This is a genomic window from Nocardioides sp. zg-DK7169 (assembly GCF_013155365.1).
In the GTDB taxonomy this organism is placed as follows: Bacteria; Actinomycetota; Actinomycetes; order Propionibacteriales; family Nocardioidaceae; genus Nocardioides.
Genome location: NZ_JABJRA010000006.1, coordinates 53261 through 69403 on the forward strand (window position 1 = coordinate 53261; position 16143 = coordinate 69403).

14 protein-coding genes are annotated in these 16143 nt (G+C 73.5%); 6 read left to right on the forward strand and 8 right to left on the reverse strand.

From position 1 onward, the window contains the following. Window positions 1–111: 111 nt before the first annotated feature. Together HOQ23_RS11015 and HOQ23_RS11020 are read left to right on the forward strand one after the other, a co-directional pair. Window positions 112–870, forward strand: a complete 759-nt coding sequence (locus HOQ23_RS11015) for an enoyl-CoA hydratase-related protein (protein WP_172214650.1) — start codon at window positions 112–114, stop codon at window positions 868–870. Beyond that, window positions 867–1943: an App1 family protein gene (locus HOQ23_RS11020; RefSeq protein WP_172214652.1), complete on the forward strand. Its 1077-nt coding sequence runs from the start codon at window positions 867–869 to the stop codon at window positions 1941–1943. The genes HOQ23_RS11015 and HOQ23_RS11020 overlap by 4 nt, the downstream gene beginning before the upstream one ends. 15 nt (window positions 1944–1958) lie before the next feature. Here HOQ23_RS11020 and HOQ23_RS11025 read toward each other — a convergent pair whose 3' ends face one another. The 4 genes from HOQ23_RS11025 to HOQ23_RS11040 all read right to left on the reverse strand — a co-directional run bounded on the left by HOQ23_RS11025 (window position 1959) and on the right by HOQ23_RS11040 (window position 7418). Continuing rightward, window positions 1959–2663 (reverse strand): helical backbone metal receptor, encoded by a 705-nt coding sequence (locus tag HOQ23_RS11025; RefSeq protein ID WP_172214653.1) that lies wholly within the window; start codon window positions 2661–2663, stop codon window positions 1959–1961. Window positions 2664–2682: 19 nt separating this feature from the next. Then, complete coding sequence (locus HOQ23_RS11030) at window positions 2683–3177, reverse strand: thioesterase family protein (RefSeq protein WP_172214654.1); 495 nt, start codon at window positions 3175–3177, stop codon at window positions 2683–2685. Between the two features lie 198 nt (window positions 3178–3375). Next, a complete protein-coding gene (icmF, locus tag HOQ23_RS11035) occupies window positions 3376–6621 on the reverse strand; it encodes a fused isobutyryl-CoA mutase/GTPase IcmF (protein WP_172214655.1) in 3246 nt (1081 codons plus the stop codon). Between the two features lie 293 nt (window positions 6622–6914). Then, entirely contained in the window at window positions 6915–7418 is a 504-nt protein-coding gene (locus HOQ23_RS11040) for a MarR family transcriptional regulator (protein WP_367650458.1), read from the reverse strand. Between the two features lie 45 nt (window positions 7419–7463). Here HOQ23_RS11040 and HOQ23_RS11045 point away from each other — a divergent pair, with 45 nt between their 5' ends. The 4 genes from HOQ23_RS11045 to HOQ23_RS11060 all read left to right on the forward strand — a co-directional run bounded on the left by HOQ23_RS11045 (window position 7464) and on the right by HOQ23_RS11060 (window position 11906). Next, window positions 7464–8642 carry a thiolase family protein gene (locus HOQ23_RS11045; protein ID WP_172214656.1) on the forward strand — a complete coding sequence of 393 codons (1179 nt, stop codon included), beginning with the start codon at window positions 7464–7466 and terminating at the stop codon, window positions 8640–8642. Continuing rightward, window positions 8642–9394, forward strand: a complete 753-nt coding sequence (locus HOQ23_RS11050; RefSeq protein WP_172214657.1) for an enoyl-CoA hydratase/isomerase family protein — start codon at window positions 8642–8644, stop codon at window positions 9392–9394. The genes HOQ23_RS11045 and HOQ23_RS11050 overlap by 1 nt, the downstream gene beginning before the upstream one ends. A gap of 252 nt (window positions 9395–9646) precedes the next feature. Beyond that, entirely contained in the window at window positions 9647–10972 is a 1326-nt protein-coding gene (locus HOQ23_RS11055) for an MFS transporter (RefSeq protein ID WP_172214658.1), read from the forward strand. Window positions 10973–10988: 16 nt separating this feature from the next. Continuing rightward, entirely contained in the window at window positions 10989–11906 is a 918-nt protein-coding gene (locus HOQ23_RS11060) for an LLM class flavin-dependent oxidoreductase (RefSeq protein ID WP_216654105.1), read from the forward strand. A 124-nt stretch (window positions 11907–12030) separates the two neighbouring features. Here the strand turns inward: HOQ23_RS11060 and HOQ23_RS11065 are convergent, their stop codons facing one another. The 4 genes from HOQ23_RS11065 to HOQ23_RS11080 all read right to left on the reverse strand — a co-directional run bounded on the left by HOQ23_RS11065 (window position 12031) and on the right by HOQ23_RS11080 (window position 16085). Further along, the gene (locus tag HOQ23_RS11065; protein WP_172214659.1) at window positions 12031–13047 is read right to left on the reverse strand and encodes a TIGR03617 family F420-dependent LLM class oxidoreductase; all 1017 of its coding nucleotides are present in this window, start codon (window positions 13045–13047) and stop codon (window positions 12031–12033) included. Between the two features lie 129 nt (window positions 13048–13176). Beyond that, window positions 13177–14538, reverse strand: a complete 1362-nt coding sequence (locus HOQ23_RS11070; protein ID WP_172214660.1) for an MFS transporter — start codon at window positions 14536–14538, stop codon at window positions 13177–13179. A 38-nt stretch (window positions 14539–14576) separates the two neighbouring features. Further along, on the reverse strand, window positions 14577–15335 hold the full coding sequence (locus HOQ23_RS11075) for an SDR family NAD(P)-dependent oxidoreductase (RefSeq protein ID WP_172214661.1): 759 nt from the start codon (window positions 15333–15335) through the stop codon (window positions 14577–14579). Then, window positions 15336–16085 (reverse strand): TetR family transcriptional regulator, encoded by a 750-nt coding sequence (locus HOQ23_RS11080; protein ID WP_172214662.1) that lies wholly within the window; start codon window positions 16083–16085, stop codon window positions 15336–15338. Window positions 16086–16143: the final 58 nt, after the last annotated feature.

The following is a 16143-nucleotide window of genomic DNA, read 5'->3' on the forward strand; positions in this document are numbered from 1 at the left end:
AGTGGCTTGCCAACCATCCTTTTGGGGGATTTTTTCCCCATTCTCGGGTCGGGAGGATGCGTGCCGCCGGTCCACGGGGGAGTGTCCCAGCCGCCCGATAGGCTCGCCGACGTGAGCGACGAGGTGCTGATCGAGCGGGGCGACGGCGTCGTCACCGTGACCTTCAACCGGCCGGAGCGCCGCAACGCCTTCACCCGGGCGATGTACGCCGAGCTGCGCGACCTGTGCGCCGAGCTCCAAGGCGCCGACGACGTGCGCGCGCTGGTGCTGCGCGGCGCGGGGGGCAAGGCGTTCGCGGCCGGCAACGAGATCAGCGACTTCCTCGACACCGACGCGGTCGCCTACGAAGGCTGGATCCGCGAGCTCCTCGAGGCCCTCCACGCCCTCCCGCAGGTCACCATCGCCGCGGTCGACGGCGTCTGCGTCGGCGGCGGCCTCGCGGTCGCCACCCACTGCGACCTGCGGATCGCGACCCCCGGGTCGCGCTTCGGCTACCCCATCGCGCGCACCCTCGGCAACGCTCTCTCCGCCTCGGTGGTCTACCGCTGCGCCGCCGTCTTCGGGGAGTCGCTGACCCGCGAGATGCTGCTGACCTCGCGGCTGCTCGCCGCCGACCGCGCGTACGCCGTGGGCGCGCTGCTCGCCGTCACCGACGACCTCGACGCCGAGGTCGCCACCGTCCTCGACGGCCTGCGCGCCGCCTCCGGGGTGACCCTGCGCGCCACCAAGTCCCAGCTACTGGCGCGCGCCCGGGTCGCCGAGGCCTCCCCGCGTGAGGACGACGTGCTGCTGCGCGAGGTCTACACCGGACCGGACTTCGCCGAGGGCGTGCGGGCGTTCCTCGCCAAGGAGAAGCCGGCGTTCCGATGAGCGACGCCTCCCGCGCCCGCGCCGTGCTCGCCGCCGTCGAGCGGCGCTTCGACGACCTGCGCGACCGGCGCCGCAGCGACGAGCGGCCCGCGCACTTCCGGATCGTGGCCTACGTCGGGCACGGCAGCCCCGGGCGGGTGATCCTGCGCGGCCGGGTGCTCGACAACCCCGCCCCGGCGGAGACCATCGAGGGCGAGGCCGTGTGGGCCGCGGTCCGCCGCAGCGCCGCGGGGTTCCTCACCCGACAGATGCCCGGCGTGCGGCTCAAGGCCCGGATCGGGGTCGCGGAGGCCACCACCGAGACCGACCGCGACGGCTACTTCGAGGTCGAGCTGGAGGCCCACGACCTGGTCGCGCCCTGGACCGACGCGCGGGTCTCGCTCGCCGCGCCGTACCGCGGCATCGAGGCCGCCGGCGCCGTCGTGCAGGTGCGCGTCGCCGGCCCGCAGGCGCGCCTCGGGGTGATCTCCGACGTCGACGACACGATCCTGCAGACCGGCGTGCAGCGCACCTGGTCGATGGTGCGCCAGACCCTGACCGGCTCCGCGCTGACCCGGACGCCGTTCGCCGGCGCCGCCGAGCTGTACCGGGCCCTGGAGGGGCCCGGCAACCCGTTCTTCTACGTCTCCTCCAGCCCCTGGAACCTCCACGACTTCCTGCTCGGCTTCCTCGACCACCGTGGCTTCCCCGCCGGGCCGCTGCTGCTGCGCGACCTGGTCGGCGACGGCCGGATCGGCTCGCGCGGGCACAAGCTCGCCCGGATCGAGGAGGTGCTGCGCCTGCACCCCCGGCTGCGCTTCGTGCTGGTGGGGGACTCCGGCGAGCACGACCCGGAGATCTACGCCGAGGTCGTACGCCGCCACCCCGGGCGCATCGAGGCCGTCTACATCCGCGAGGTGCGCCTGGACCCCGAGGACGGGCGCGTCGAGCAGGTCGCGGAGAGCTGGGAGCACGACGTGCCGTTCGTGCTCGCCCACGACTCCGCCGCGGTGGCTCATCACGCCGTGGGTCTCGGGCTGCTCACCGACGCCGACGTGGCTGCGGTCGAGGCGGCGGTGCGCGGAGGCCGCTGAGGGCTTGCTGCTCGGTTACGGGCGCGCCAGCGAGGCATGGGCGGTGAGGAGCGAGGGGCCGTACCAGGTGAGCAGGCGGCCGCTGACCAGCTCGGTGGGCAGCGCGAGCGCCTCGGGGCCGTCCTCGGCGGTGAAGAGGTAGGGCTCGTCGGGCAGCAGCACCACGTCGGCGCCGCAGGCGTCCAGGTCGGCCGGCTCGACCCGCGGGTAGCGCTCGGGGTGCCCGTCGTACACGTTGGCCAGGCCGAGGCGCCGGGCCAGGTCGCCGGTGAAGGTGCGCGAGCCGACCACCATCCACGGGTCGCGCCAGATCGGGATCGCGACCCGGCGGGTCACCTCAGGCGGCGGCCCGGCCCACAGCGCGCGGGCCTCCTCCAGCCAGTCGGGGCGGGGCCAGCCGAGGACGTCGTCGAAGAGCTCGTCGTACGCCGTGAACGCGTCGGGCACGCTCTCGATCTCGCTGACCCAGACGGTGACGCCCGCGTCGCGGAGGCGGCGTACGTCGAGCTCGCGGTTCTCCTCCTTGTTGGCCACCACCACGTCGGGAGCGAGCTGGAGGATCTTGGCGAGGTCGGGGTTCTTGGTGCCGCGGACGCGGGTGACGTCGAGGTCGGCGGGGTGGGTGCACCAGTCGGTGGCGCCCACCAACGACTCGGGCCGCGCCCCCGCCAGTGCCTCGGTGATCGAGGGCACCAGCGAGACGACGCGGCCCGCAGTCATGTCGTGGTCCGGGGGAGCCTCAGCGCAGGCCCATGACGCCGGAGAGCGCCGGCTTCCAGGGGAGCTCGTTGGTCTCGGCGACGCGGGCGTCGATCTTCTCGGCGACCTCGGCCGGCCACGGGGCGGTCTTGCGGGTGGCCATGTCGATGCGCAGGAAGACCTCCTCCTGCTGGTAGGCGACGCGCTTGTTGGTCTCGTCGACCAGGTAGATCACCGCGTGCACGGCGCGCTCGGAGCGGCCGAGGAGGCGTACGCGCACCGTGATGTGGTCGCCGGTGTGCAGCTCGGTGAAGTAGGTGAGGTGGTGCTCGGCCGAGAACACCGCCAGCTGGGTGTGGCGCCAGTCGGTCGCCACGCCGACCTCGACGAGGGACTCGTCCAGGCCCTCGCTCGCGATGCCGATGTAGTGGCGGATGTTGAGGTGGCCGTTGATGTCCTCGAAGGCCACGGGGATCCGCTGGGCGGCATAGGCGGTCAGGCTGGTGATCTCGTCATAGGACGGCACAGTGCTCACGAGGGGTCAGGGTACCGATCGGGCCGCGCGGCGGAGCGGGAGGGTCTCGGTCGTGCCCGATCGGGGTGAGGTGTGTCCCGGGTCTGGGTGTGGGCCCGAGTGCGGATAGTCCGCCACACCAGTGTCGTGGATCGGCGATCGGACGACACCTGTGTGGCGGACTATCGGGTACGACGGACCCGACGGGTACGACGGACCTCACACGTTGCGCCGGTACTGCCCGCCCACCTCGAAGAACGCCTCGGTCACCTGGCCCAGCGTGCACACCCGGGCGGCGTCCATCAGGACGGCGAAGACGTTCTCCCCGGTGACGGCCGCCTCCTTGAGGCGGGCCAGCGCCGCGTCGGCCTCGTCGCGGTGCGCGGCCTGGAACTCCTGCACCCGGCGCAGCTGGGACTCCTTCTCCGCGGTGGTGGCGCGGGCGAGCTCGACGTGCACCGGGGTGCCGCCGTCGGCGTCGGGCTTGCGGAAGGTGTTGACGCCGATGATCGGGAGCGAGCCGTCGTGCTTGCGGTGCTCGTAGAGCATCGACTCGTCCTGGATCCGGCCGCGCTGGTAGCCGGTCTCCATCGCGCCCAGCACGCCGCCGCGCTCGTTGATCCGGTCGAACTCCGCGAGCACCGCGGCCTCCACCAGGTCGGTGAGCTCGTCGATGATGAAGGAGCCCTGGAGCGGGTTCTCGTTCATCGCCAGGCCCCACTCGCGGTTGATGATCATCTGGATCGCCAGCGCGCGGCGTACCGAGTCCTCGGTGGGGGTGGTGACCGCCTCGTCGTAGGCGTTGGTGTGCAGGCTGTTGGCGTTGTCGTAGATCGCGATCAGCGCCTGCAGCGTGGTGCGGATGTCGTTGAAGTCCATCTCCTGCGCGTGCAGGGAGCGACCCGAGGTCTGCACGTGGTACTTCAGCTTCTGCGAGCGCTCGCCGGCGCCGTACCGCTCCTTCATCGCGACCGCCCAGATCCGGCGCGCGACCCGGCCGATCACGGAGTACTCCGGGTCCATGCCGTTGGAGAAGAAGAAGGACAGGTTGGGCGCGAAGTCGTCGATGTCCATGCCGCGCGCGAGGTAGGCCTCGACGTAGGTGAAGCCGTTGGCGAGGGTGAAGGCGAGCTGGCTGATCGGGTTCGCCCCGGCCTCGGCGATGTGGTAGCCGGAGATCGACACCGAGTAGAAGTTGCGGACCTGGTTCTCGATGAACCACTCCTGGATGTCGGCCATCATCCGCAGGGAGAACTCGGTGGAGAACAGGCAGGTGTTCTGGCCCTGGTCCTCCTTGAGGATGTCGGCCTGCACGGTGCCGCGCACGCTGGCCACCGCGTGGGCGGCGAGCATGGCGCGCTCGTCGGCGTCCGGCTCGCGGCCCTCGCGCTCGCGGAACGCGTCGACCTGCTGGTCGATGACGGTGTTGAGGAAGAACGCCAGCACCGTCGGCGCCGGGCCGTTGATGGTCATCGAGACGCTGGTGCTCGGCGCGACCAGGTCGAAGCCGGCGTAGAGGTCGCGCATGTCCTGCAGGGTGGCCACCGAGACGCCGGAGGTGCCGACCTTGCCGTAGATGTCGGGGCGCTCGTCGGGGTCGCGGCCATACAGCGTCACCGAGTCGAACGCCGTGGAGAGCCGGGTCGCCGGCTGGCCCTCGGAGAGGATCTTGAAGCGGCGGTTGGTGCGCGCCGGGTCGCCCTCGCCGGCGAACATCCGGGCCGGGTCCTCGTTGTCGCGCTTGAACGGGAACACCCCGGCGGTGAACGGGAAGAACCCGGGGAGGTTCTCGCGGCGCCAGAAGCGCACCAGCTCGCCGTGGTCGCGGTACGCCGGCAGCGCGACCCGGGGGATCTTGTTGCCGCTCAGCGACTCCTTGGTCAGCCGGGTGGTCAGCTCCTTGTCGCGGACCTTCACCACCTGCTCGTCGCCGGAGTAGGACTCCACCACCGCGGGCCACGCCGCGAGCTGGTCGGCCACCTCGTGGGGGAGGTCCTTGCGGGCCTGCTCCAGCAGCGCGGGTACGCCGCCCTGGGCGTCGTCGGCCAGCTCGGCCGCGACCAGCTCGAGGCGCTGCAGGCGGCGCGCCGCCTCGGCGTACTCCTCGGTGCGGGCGTGGTAGCCGCGCACGGTCTCGGTGATCTCGGCGAGGTAGCGCACCCGCTCGGGCGGCACCACCTGGCGGATGCCGGAGGAGTGGCGCACGTCGACGCGCGGCAGGGTGCCCTCGGTGACCGGGAGCCCGGCGCTGGCGAGCAGGTCGCGCAGGTGCTGGTAGAGCGCGGTGACGCCGTCGTCGTTGAAGGTGGCGGCGCTGGTGCCGAAGACCGGCATCTGGTCCGGGGACTTGTCGAAGGCCTCGCGGTTGCGCATCACCTGGCGGGCCACGTCGCGCAGCGCGTCGTGGGCGCCGCGGCGCTCGAACTTGTTGATCGCCACGACGTTGGCGAAGTCGAGCATGTCGATCTTCTCCAGCTGCGAGGCGGCGCCGAACTCGGGCGTCATGACATACATCGCCAGGTCCACGAAGGGCACGATCGCGGCGTCGCCCTGGCCGATGCCGGGGGTCTCCACGATGACCAGGTCGAAGCCGGCGGCCTTCATCACGTCGATGACGTCGGGCAGGTGCTCGGGGACCTCGTGGGCGCCGCGGGTGGCGAGGCTGCGGAAGAAGATCCGATCTCCGTCGAGGGAGTTGGCGCGGATCCGGTCGCCGAGCAGCGCGCCGCCGCCCTTGCGTCGGGTCGGGTCGACCGCGATCACCGCGATCCGCAGCTTGTCCTCCTGGTCCACGCGGAAGCGGCGCACGATCTCGTCGGTGAGGCTGGACTTGCCGGAGCCGCCGGTGCCGGTGATGCCGAGGACGGGTACGACGCGGGCCCGGGCGGCGGCACGGATCTGCTCAAGGTCGGCCTCGGGGAGGCGGCCCAGCTCGGCGCCGGTGATCGCGCGGGCGATGGCGAACCGGTCGCCGGTGCGGACCTCCTCCGCGGTGACCGCGCGGGCCGCCCACAGGTCGATGTCGCAGTCCGCGACGACCGAGCCGATCATCCCGACCAGGCCCATCCGCTGGCCGTCCTCGGGGGAGAAGATGGTGACGCCGGAGCTGCGCAGCCGCTCGATCTCGTCGGCCACGATCACCCCGCCGCCCCCGCCGACGACCTGGACGTGCTCGGCGCCGCGCTCGCGCAGGGACTGCACGAGGTACTCGAAGTACTCCACGTGCCCGCCCTGGTAGGACGACACCGCGACGCCCTGCGCGTCCTCCTCCAGCGCGGCGTCCACGACCTCCTGCACCGAGCGGTTGTGCCCGAGGTGGATCACCTCGCAGCCCTGGCTCTGGAAGATCCGGCGCATGATGTTGATCGAGGCGTCGTGGCCGTCGAACAGGCTGCTCGCCGTCACCAGGCGGACCGGGTTGCGGGGGTGGTCCTGTTGCGGGTCCTGCTGCTGCGGGTCGGGCATCGGGGGATCCTCGCGCTCGGGTTTTGTTGGACGTCCTAGGAATCGATGCTAGGACATCCAAGCAAGTGGGGGAAGGGGGTGGTGGGTGCGCGCGTAACTGCGCAATTGCTGGGCTTGGCACCGGGTTTGGCGCGGGGGCGGTGTTTTTCCCAGCAATTGCGCCGAAAAGCACCCACCCCCGGCTCCCGCCCCGGATCCCGGTGGCTGGGATGTGACGTGGGACGCGGGGAGAGGGGTAGTTCGTGACGTTAGGGCCTGTGGATAACGCTTTCCGCAGTCCCTAACGTCACGAACTACCCGCCGACCTCGTCACCCAGCGCCGCGCGCAGCGCGCCGAGCAGGTCGGTGAGCCGGGCGACATTGGGGCCCGGGAGCCCGGGCTCCTCGAAGACCCGCGCGTTGAGGCCCGCGGTGGCGCGCTCGACCACCTCGCGGCCCTCGTCGGTGATGGAGGCGAGGACCACGCGGCGGTCGCCCTCGCGGCGCAGGCGCTCGACGTACCCCTGCTTGACCAGCCGCTCCACCGCGCTCGTAACGCTGGTCGGGTGCACCTGGAGCAGCGAGCCGAGGCGGGTCATCGGCATCGCGCCGGACTGCACGAACGACAGCAGCCGCAGCACCTCGTAGCGGGCGAAGGTCAGCCCGAGCGGGCGCAGCACCGCCTCGATCCGCTCCATCAGCAGCTGCTGGACCCGCACCACGGAGGTCACCATCGCCATCCCGTCGGCGGCGTCGTCCCAGCCGTGCCGACGCCACTGGGCGTGGGCCTCGCGGATCGGATCGCGCTCGGGGGTCACGGCGACAGGCTACGGCGTCGATGTTGGACGTCCTAGGATCCGGGCATGAGCCAAGAGAAGATCGTCCTCGTCGACGGCGCCCGGACCCCGGTCGGCAGCTTCGGCGGGGTGTTCAAGGACGTCCCCGCCCACGAGCTCGGCGCGACCGCCGCCCGGGCCGCGCTCGAGCGCTCCGGCGTCGCGCCCGAGGACGTCCGCGAGGTCGTCATGGGCTGCATCGGCCAGGTCGGCCCGGACGCCTACAACGCCCGCAGGGTCGCCGTCGCCGCCGGGCTGCCGACCAACACCCCGGCGTACACCGTCAACCGGCTGTGCGGCTCCGGCCTCCAGGCGATCTGGTCGGCCGCGATGGAGATGCGCTGGAACGACCTCGACATCACCCTCGCCGGCGGCGACGAGTCGATGACGCGGATGCCGTTCTACGACTTCGGCGCCCGCAACGGCTACAAGCTCGGCAACCGCGCGCTGGTCGACGGCACGGTGATGATGCTGACCGACCCCTTCCACGACATCCACATGGGCGTGACCGCGGAGAACGTCGCCAAGAAGTACGGCGTCTCGCGCACCGAGCAGGACGAGTTCGCGGTGGAGTCGCAGCGTCGCGCGGCCACCGCCGCGGCGAAGGCGGCCTTCGCCGAGGAGATCACGGCGGTCGAGGTCGGCGGGCGCCGCCCGTTCACCGTCACCGAGGACCAGCACCCCAAGCCCGAGACCACCCTGGAGACCCTCGCCGGGCTGCGGCCGGCGTTTACCAAGGACGGCACCGTCACCGCCGGCAACGCCTCCGGCATCAACGACGGCGGCGCGGCGGTGGTGCTGGCCACCGAGACCGCGGCCCGCGAGCGCGGCCTGACCCCGCTGGTCTCCCTCGAGGCGGTCACCACCGCGGCGATGGAGCCGGAGCTGATGGGCTACGCGCCGGTGCTCGCCCTGCAGGCGCTGTTCGAGAAGACCGGCCTCAGCCCCGCCGACATCGACACCGTCGAGCTCAACGAGGCCTTCGCCTCCCAGGCGGTCGCGGTGATCCGCGACGCCAAGCTGGACCCCGCGAAGGTGAACCCGTACGGCGGCGCGATCGCGCTCGGCCACCCCGTCGGCGCGACCGGCGCGATCTTGTCGGTGCGCGTCGCCAAGGACATGGTGCGCCGCGACCTCGAGACCGGCATCGTCACCATGTGCATCGGTGGCGGCCAGGCGCTCGCCGCGCTGTTCCGGAGGGTCTGATGAGCACCGTGACCTACGCCGTGGCCGCCGGCGTCGCCGAGATCCGCCTGGACCGGCCCGCGGCCTCCAACGCCGTCGACCTGCCCACCGCGCACGCGCTCGCCGAGGCGGTGGCCCGCGCCGGTGCCGACCCCGAGGTCGGCGCGGTGCTGGTGACCGGCGCCGGCAAGCGGTTCTGCGCCGGCGGCGACGTGGCCACGATGGTGGCCGCCTCCGACCGCGCGGCGTACCTGCTCGAGCTGGCCGACGCCCTCGACGGCGCCCTCCAGGCGCTCGCCGCGCTGGACAAGCCCGTCGTCGCGGCCGTGCAGGGCGCGGTCGCCGGCGCCGGGATCGGCGTGATGCTCAGCTGCGACGTGATCGTGGCCGAGGCGGCGACCAAGATCGTGTTCGCCTACCCGGGCGTCGGACTCACCCCCGACTGCGGGGTGTCCTGGCTGCTGCCCCGCGCCGTCGGCCAGCAGCGCGCCCTCGAGCTGGCCCTCACCGGCCGGGTGCTGTCGGGCACCGAGGCCCGCGAGTGGGGGATGGTCACCGAGGTCGTGGAGGCCGACGCCGCCGCCCGCGCCCGGGAGATCGCCGTCGGCCTCGCCGCCGGCCCCGCCCACGCCTTCGGCCAGGCCCGCCGCCTGATCCGCGGCTCGTGGTCCCAGACCCGCGCCGAGACCGGCGCCGAGGAGTCCCGCACCATCGCGGCGGCCGTCTCCACGCCGTACGCCGAGGGTGCGCTGGAGGCGTTCGTGGGTCGCTGAGCCCTGGGGATCGTCCGTGACGAGGGGGTAGTTCGTGACGTTCGGGACGGTGGAGGACGTGGTCCACAGTCCCTCACGTCACGGACTACCTCGATCGGGGTCCTTCGCCCCCCGAACGCGATAGTCCGCCACACCACTGTCGTGAAATCGACTTTCGACGACACCTGTGTGGCGGACTATCCGGATCGGGCCAGAACAACCCCAACCCCCACCCCCGGAACAACCACCACCCCCCGCGGGTTGGGAACAACCATGCGCGGTGACGACTCCCGCCGGGTGGCGTTGCTGCTCGGCCTCCTCTTCGGCCTGGCCGGCATGGGGTCGTCCTCGGCGTCGGTGGCGGTACCGCTGCTCGGCCCCGACCTCGATGTCGGAACCGGGGTCGCGACCTGGACCATCACCATCTACGCGCTGACGCTCGCGGTGACGACCGCGGTGTACGGCCGGGTCTCCGACCTGGTCGGGGTGCGGATCCCGCTGCTCGTCGGTACTGGTCTGATGACCGCCGGCGCGCTGCTGGCCGCGGCCGCGCCGACCTTCGAGGTGCTCGTCGTCGCACGGGCCTTCCAAGGCGCCGGCGCCGCCGCGATCCCCACCCTCGGGGTCGCCGCGGTGAGTGCGCGGTACGACGGGGCGATCCGCGGCCTCGCGCTCGGCCGGCTCGCCGGGATGGCGGGCGCGGTCAGCTGCCTCGGCCCGCTGGCCGGCGGGCTGGTCGAGCACGCCTTCGGCTGGCGCGCGGTGATGGCGCTGCCGGTGCTGGGCGTGCTGGTCCTGCCGTTCCTGTGGCGCGCCCTCGCCGGCGGCGGCAGCGGGGCCAGCCTCGACATCCTCGGCGCGGTGTTGGTCGCGGGCACCGCCTCCGGGCTGGTGCTCATGGTGCAGTCGCCCTCCACCGGCTGGCTGATCGCGGTCGTCGGCCTGACGCTGCTGGCGCTCGGCGCCCCCGCGGTCGCGCTGCAGGTGCGGCGCCGCCCCCACGGGTTCCTGCCGCTGTCGGTGGTGCGCAACGGCGCCGTCGTACGCAGCGCGCTGGCCGCGGCCGCCGTACCCGCCGCGTGGTTCGCCCAGCTGGTCGGCGTACCCGCCCTGCTGATCGCGCAGGGCTGGGAGGCCTGGCAGGTCGGCCTGCTGCTCGTCCCGAGCGCGCTGATCTCGCTGATGGCGCCGCGCCTGGTCGGCCCGGTGCTGAACCGGATCGGCCCGCCGCGCGCGCTCGCCATCGCCGGGGTCGGCGCCAGTGCCGCCCTGGTGCTGGGCGCGCTGGGCGCCGGCGGCGCCTCCGGGGTGCTGCTCGGGCTGTCCATCGCCGCGGTGACCGTGGCCTTCAGCTTCGGCCAGCCCGCGCTGATGGCGGCGGTCGGCGCCGCGGTGGACCCGGCCGTGCGCGGGGTCGCGCTCGGCGTGGCGACGCTGTTCTTCCTGGTCGGCGGCTCGGTCGGCTCCGCGGTGGTCGGCGGGCTCGGCGACGTGATCGGGATCGGCCCCAGCTTCGCGGTGCTGGCGGTGCTGCCACTGGTCGGCGTGGCGGTCCTCGCCCCCGACCTGCGGCGTACGCCTGCGCGCGCCCCCGTCTGAGGGCACCATCGGCGTCATGCAGATCGGCATGACGCTCCCGGTGATGGAGCCGGACCTGTGGCAGCACGGCGCGCGCACCCTCGAGGAGTGGTCGCGGGCGGTGGACGAGGGGCCGTTCTCGAGCCTGTGCTTCGGGGAGCGGATGGCCTTCGACAACCCCGAGACGATCGCGCTGCTGGGCGCCGTCGCGGCCTGGACCTCCGGGGTGCAGGTGGTGACCACGGTGCTGGTGCCGCAGCTGCACGACCCGGTGCTGCTCGCCAAGTCGCTGGCCACCGGCGACCAGCTCACCGGCGGTCGGCTCACCGTGGGGGTCGGGGTGGGCGGGCGCGAGGAGGACTATCGCGCCGCCGGCGCCGACCCGGCCACCCAGACCATGCAGGAGATGGCCGACCGGGTCGCGGTGATGCGGCGGGTGTGGGCCGGCGAGGACGTGACCGGCGCGCGCCGCCCGGTCGGTCCGCCGGTGGTCCGCCCCGGCGGCCCGCAGGTCCTGGTCGGCACGATGGGCCCGCGCACGGTGCGCCACGCCGCCGGCTGGGCCGACGGCCTCGCCGGCGTCACCCTCGACCTCGACCTGACCGGGGTCGGTCGCCTCTTCGACCTCGCCCGTACGGCGTGGGGCGCGGCCGGCCGCGGGACGCCCCGGCTGACCACGTCGTTCTGGTTCGCGCTCGACGAGGAGGCCGGCGGGCCGGACGAGGCACGCGCCCAGGTCCACCGCCATCTGCGGCACTACATGAACTGGCTGCCGCCGCGCCTGGTCGACGCGATGGCGCCGACCACCGGGTTCGCCGGCACCACCGAGCAGCTGGCCGCGGTGCTGCGCCGCTTCGCCGAGCTCGGCACCGACGAGGTGCAGCTGATCCCGACCGGCTCCGCGGTGTCCCAGGTGCACCGGGTGGCCGAGGTGGTGGGGCGGCTGGGGGTGTGAGTCCGGGGCGGACTACCTCTCGCTGGCGGTGTCGCCCCCGCTTCGATAGTCCGCCACACCGGTGTCGTGAATCGGGCCGATCGCGACAGTGGTGTGGCGGACTATCCGGATCGCCCCGCCCACCTCACCCCAGCGCCGCCGCCAGATCGGCCACCTGCGCCAGCGGCGCGTCGTACCCCGGGAAGTAGCAGCAGACCCGGTCGGTCAGGTCACCGAAGCGGCGGTGCAGCTCGGCGGCGCAGTCCTCCGGGGTCCCGCGTACGGCGAGGGTCTCGACCATCTCGTCGGTGACCAGCGCCTTCATCGCGTCGACGTCGCCGCGCTTGGACAGCGCGTTGAGCTCGGGCTGGGCGTCGCCCCAGCCCTGGATGTCGAGGACGGTGCGGTAGGCGGGGGTGGAGCCGTAGAAGGCCAGCAGGGCGCGTACCCCGTCGGTGGCGGCGGCCAGCTCGGCGGGGGTGCGGCCCATCGCGAGGATCGCCTGCGGGGCGATGGCGAGGTCCGACCGCTGCCGCCCGGCGCTGGCCAGGCCCTCGTCGACGGCGGGCAGGGTGTGCTCGCGGATGTGGCGGTGGCTGTGGAACGGCATCACCAGCAGCCCGTCGGCGACCTCCGCGGCGGTGCGCGTCATCAGCGGCCCGAGCGCGCCGAGCAGCACCGGCGGCGGCCCCCACGGCAGCGTGCCCGGCACGAAGGTCGGCGGCATCAGGGTGTGCCGGGTGTGCTCGCCGCGGAAGTCCAGCGGGGTGCCGTCCTGCCACGAGGACAGGATCGCCTTCACCGCCAGCACGATCTCCCGCATCCGGGCGGCGGGCGGCGACCAGGTGGCGCCGTACCGCTTCTCGATGTGGGGGCGGATCTGCGAGCCCAGCCCGAGGCGGAACCGCCCCTGCGACATCAGCTGGAGGTCCCACGCGGCGTGCGCGAGGTGCATGGGGGAGCGCGGCATCGCGATCGCGACGTTGGTCATCAGGTCGACCCGGCCGCCCACCCCCTCGGTCGCCGCGGCGACCCCGAGCGGGAGGAACACGTCGTGCGGCCCCTCGAAGGTGAACAGCCCGGCCACCCCGCAGCCGGCGAGCTCACGCGCCCGGGCGGCGACCTGGTCGGGACGGGCGTCGAGCTGTACGTCGAGCAGCATGGCCGCAGCGTAGGGGAGCCGATCGCCGCCCGGGCCGGTTCGTCGCGGCCGCCGGGACCCTCGACTCAACCGGTCGGAAGTCTCGACTCAACCGTCACAAGTCTCGACTCAACCGTCACGACCCTCGACTCAACCGGCGGGGAGGGCGCGGCGGTCCAGGCGCCAGGCGGCGAGGGCGGCCAGCACCCAGATCGCGGCCATCACCAGCAGGGCGCCGCGGAAGCCGGTGTCGCCGACGCCGCCGAGCAGGTGCATGAGGGTCACCGAGAGGGCGCTGCCGACGGTGAACCCGAGGGTGCGCAGCACCTGGTTGAACGCCAGCGCGCTGCCGGTCTCGCCGGCCGGCAGGTGCGGGACCATCAGGGTCGCCAGCGAGGAGAACGTCAGCCCGCTGCCGAGCCCGCCGACGCCCATCGCGACCAGCACGTCGGTGAGCGTGTCGTGGCGGAACGCCAGCAGCAGCGTCGCCACCAGGAAGACCAGGCACCCGCCGGGCAGCAGCACCGCGGTGCCGAGACGGCGCGCGAGCAGCTGGGCGACCCGGCTGCCGGCCACGCTGAGCAGCGAGTACGGCACCAGCACCCACCCCGCGACCGCCACCGAGCGGCCCAGCCCCCAGCCCGGCCCGGGCGACCCGGACTGCACGAGCACCACGGCCAGGGTGAGCATCGCGTACATGCCGACCCCCGCCACCACGGCCACCAGGTTGGGCGCCGCCAGCCCGGGGCGGACCGCGAGGCGCAGGTCGACCAAGGGGTGGTCGACGCGCAGCGCACGGCGTACGAACCCGGCGAGCAGCGCGACCCCGAGCCCCGCGGGCACCAGCGTGGTCGCCGAGGACCAGCCCCAGACCTCGCCGCGGCTGATCGCGAGCAGCACGCCGAGCAGGCCACCGGCGGCCAGCACCGCGCCGAGCCAGTCCACCCGGGCGGCCGGCCGCTCGGTGTCGTGCGGCACCAGCGCCACCGCGAGCACCAGCGTCGTCCCGGTCAGCGCGGCGCCGAGCCAGAACGCCGCGTCCAGCCCCCAGGCGCCCGCGACCGTCGAGGTGAGCGGGTAGCCGAGCCCGGCGCCGGCCACCGTGGTGACCGACAGGATCGCGACCACGCCGCCGAGGCGGCGCGCCGGTACGACGTCGCGCGCGACGGCCATCCCGAGCGGCACCAGCGCCAGCCCGACGCCCTGCAGGGCGCGCGCGGCCACCAGGGTGCCCAGCGAGCCGGCCAGCGCGGCCAGCACGCAGCCGAGGGTGACCACGGCCAGGCCGCCGAGCACGACCGGGCGCCGGCGCGGACCGCTGCCGAGACGACCGAGCACCGGCGTGCTCACCACCCCGGCCAGCAGGGTCGCGGTGAGCGCCCACTGCGCGTCCTCGAGGGGTACGCCGAGGTCGCGCGCGAGCGCGGGGACCAGGGGCGCGCCGAGGCTGCTGACCACCGCGGTGACGGTGGTCAGCAGCGCGAGCGTGACCAGGAGCAGCCGCAGGCGCACCGGCCCGATCGGCCGGCCGGGCGCCCCTGGCGCAGGGCTCAGCGAGGCGCCATCCGCAGCGCGCCGTCCATGCGGAAGACCTCGCCGTTGAGGTAGTCGTGGTGGACCAGGAACAGCGCGAGGTCGGCGTACTCCGCGGCGCGGCCCAGGCGCTGGGGGAACGGGATGCCGGCGGCCAGGCCGGCGCGGAACTCCTCCGAGACCGTCGCCAGCATCGGGGTCTCCACGATGCCGGGGGCGATGGTGTTGACCCGGATGCCGTACTGCGCGAGGTCGCGCGCGGCGGGCAGGTTGAGCCCGACGATGCCGCCCTTGGAGGAGGCGTACGCCGCCTGGCCGACCTGGCCCTCGTAGGCCGCGACGGAGGCGGTGTTGATGACCACGCCGCGCTGGCCGTGCTCGAGCGGCTCGGTGGCGGCGATCTTCTCCGCGGCCAGGGCCATCACGTTGAACGAGCCGATCAGGTTGACCTGGACGACCTTCGCGTAGAAGGCGAGGTCGTGCACGCCCTTCTTGCCCAGGATCCGCATCGAGGGGCCGATGCCGGCGCAGTTGACGACCGTGCGCAGCGGGAGCCCGGCGGAGGCGGCGGTCTCCACCGCGGCCTGCACCTGCTCGGCGTCGGTGACGTCGACGGCGACGTAGGTGACGCCCTCGACGTCGGGTGCGCCCTCGATCGCGGCCGGGAGGTCGAAGCCGAAGACGCGGGCGCCCTCGGCGGCCAGCGCGGCGGCGGTCGCGGCACCGAGCCCGGAGGCGGCCCCGGTGACGATGGCGGCGGTGTCTCGGATCTGCATTCAGCTCTCCTGCGGGGTAGCGGGGTGTGCGGGGATGATCGTGCCGCCCGGCTGGGCGATCGCCTGCAGCTGGGGGAGCAGGTCCTCCAGCGACCGGCTGGTACGCAGCAGGACCACGGTGGTGTCCAGCGTGCCAGTGTCCTCGCCGCCGGTGCCCGCGGCGTCCCGGCCGGCGTCCCGGCCCTGCTCGCCGAAGAGCGCCACCGCCTCCGCCATCGCGGCGTCGAACTCGGCCTCGGCCTGCTCCGCGGTGGCCCGCTCGTCGCGCAGCCAGGCGCGCAGCACGTGGTTGTGCGCGGTCACCACGACGTTGGCCATCAGCTCGGCGCGCAGCGCGGTCCCCGGCGTACCGCCCATCCAGGCGTGCAGATGGGTGCGGAAGGTGCGCTGGTACTGCAGCTGCCCGGCGATCTCGCGGGCGCGCAGCGCGGGCACGCTGCGGGTCAGCCGGTAGCGGATCCGGGCCCGCTCGCCCTCGGCGAGGTAGTGCTGGAGCACGATCCGCGAGGCCTCGGTGACCGCGACCAGCGCGGTCGCGGCGGTGCCGGTGGTCAGCCGGTCCGCGACCGCCGCGACCATCCGCGCATGGTCGGGGAAGATCACGTCCTCCTTGGAGCCGAAGGCGCGGAAGAACGTCGTACGGCCGACGCCGGCGCGCTCGGCGACGGCGTCGACGGTGGTCTCCTCGAAGCCGCGCTCCTCGAACAGCGCGAACGCCGCCTCGACGATCCGGTCCCGGGTGCTGGTCATTCGGCTCCACTCTGAGGCGGGTTGGTCGTAGTCTGCGGTACTGAGTACCGTGTAGAAG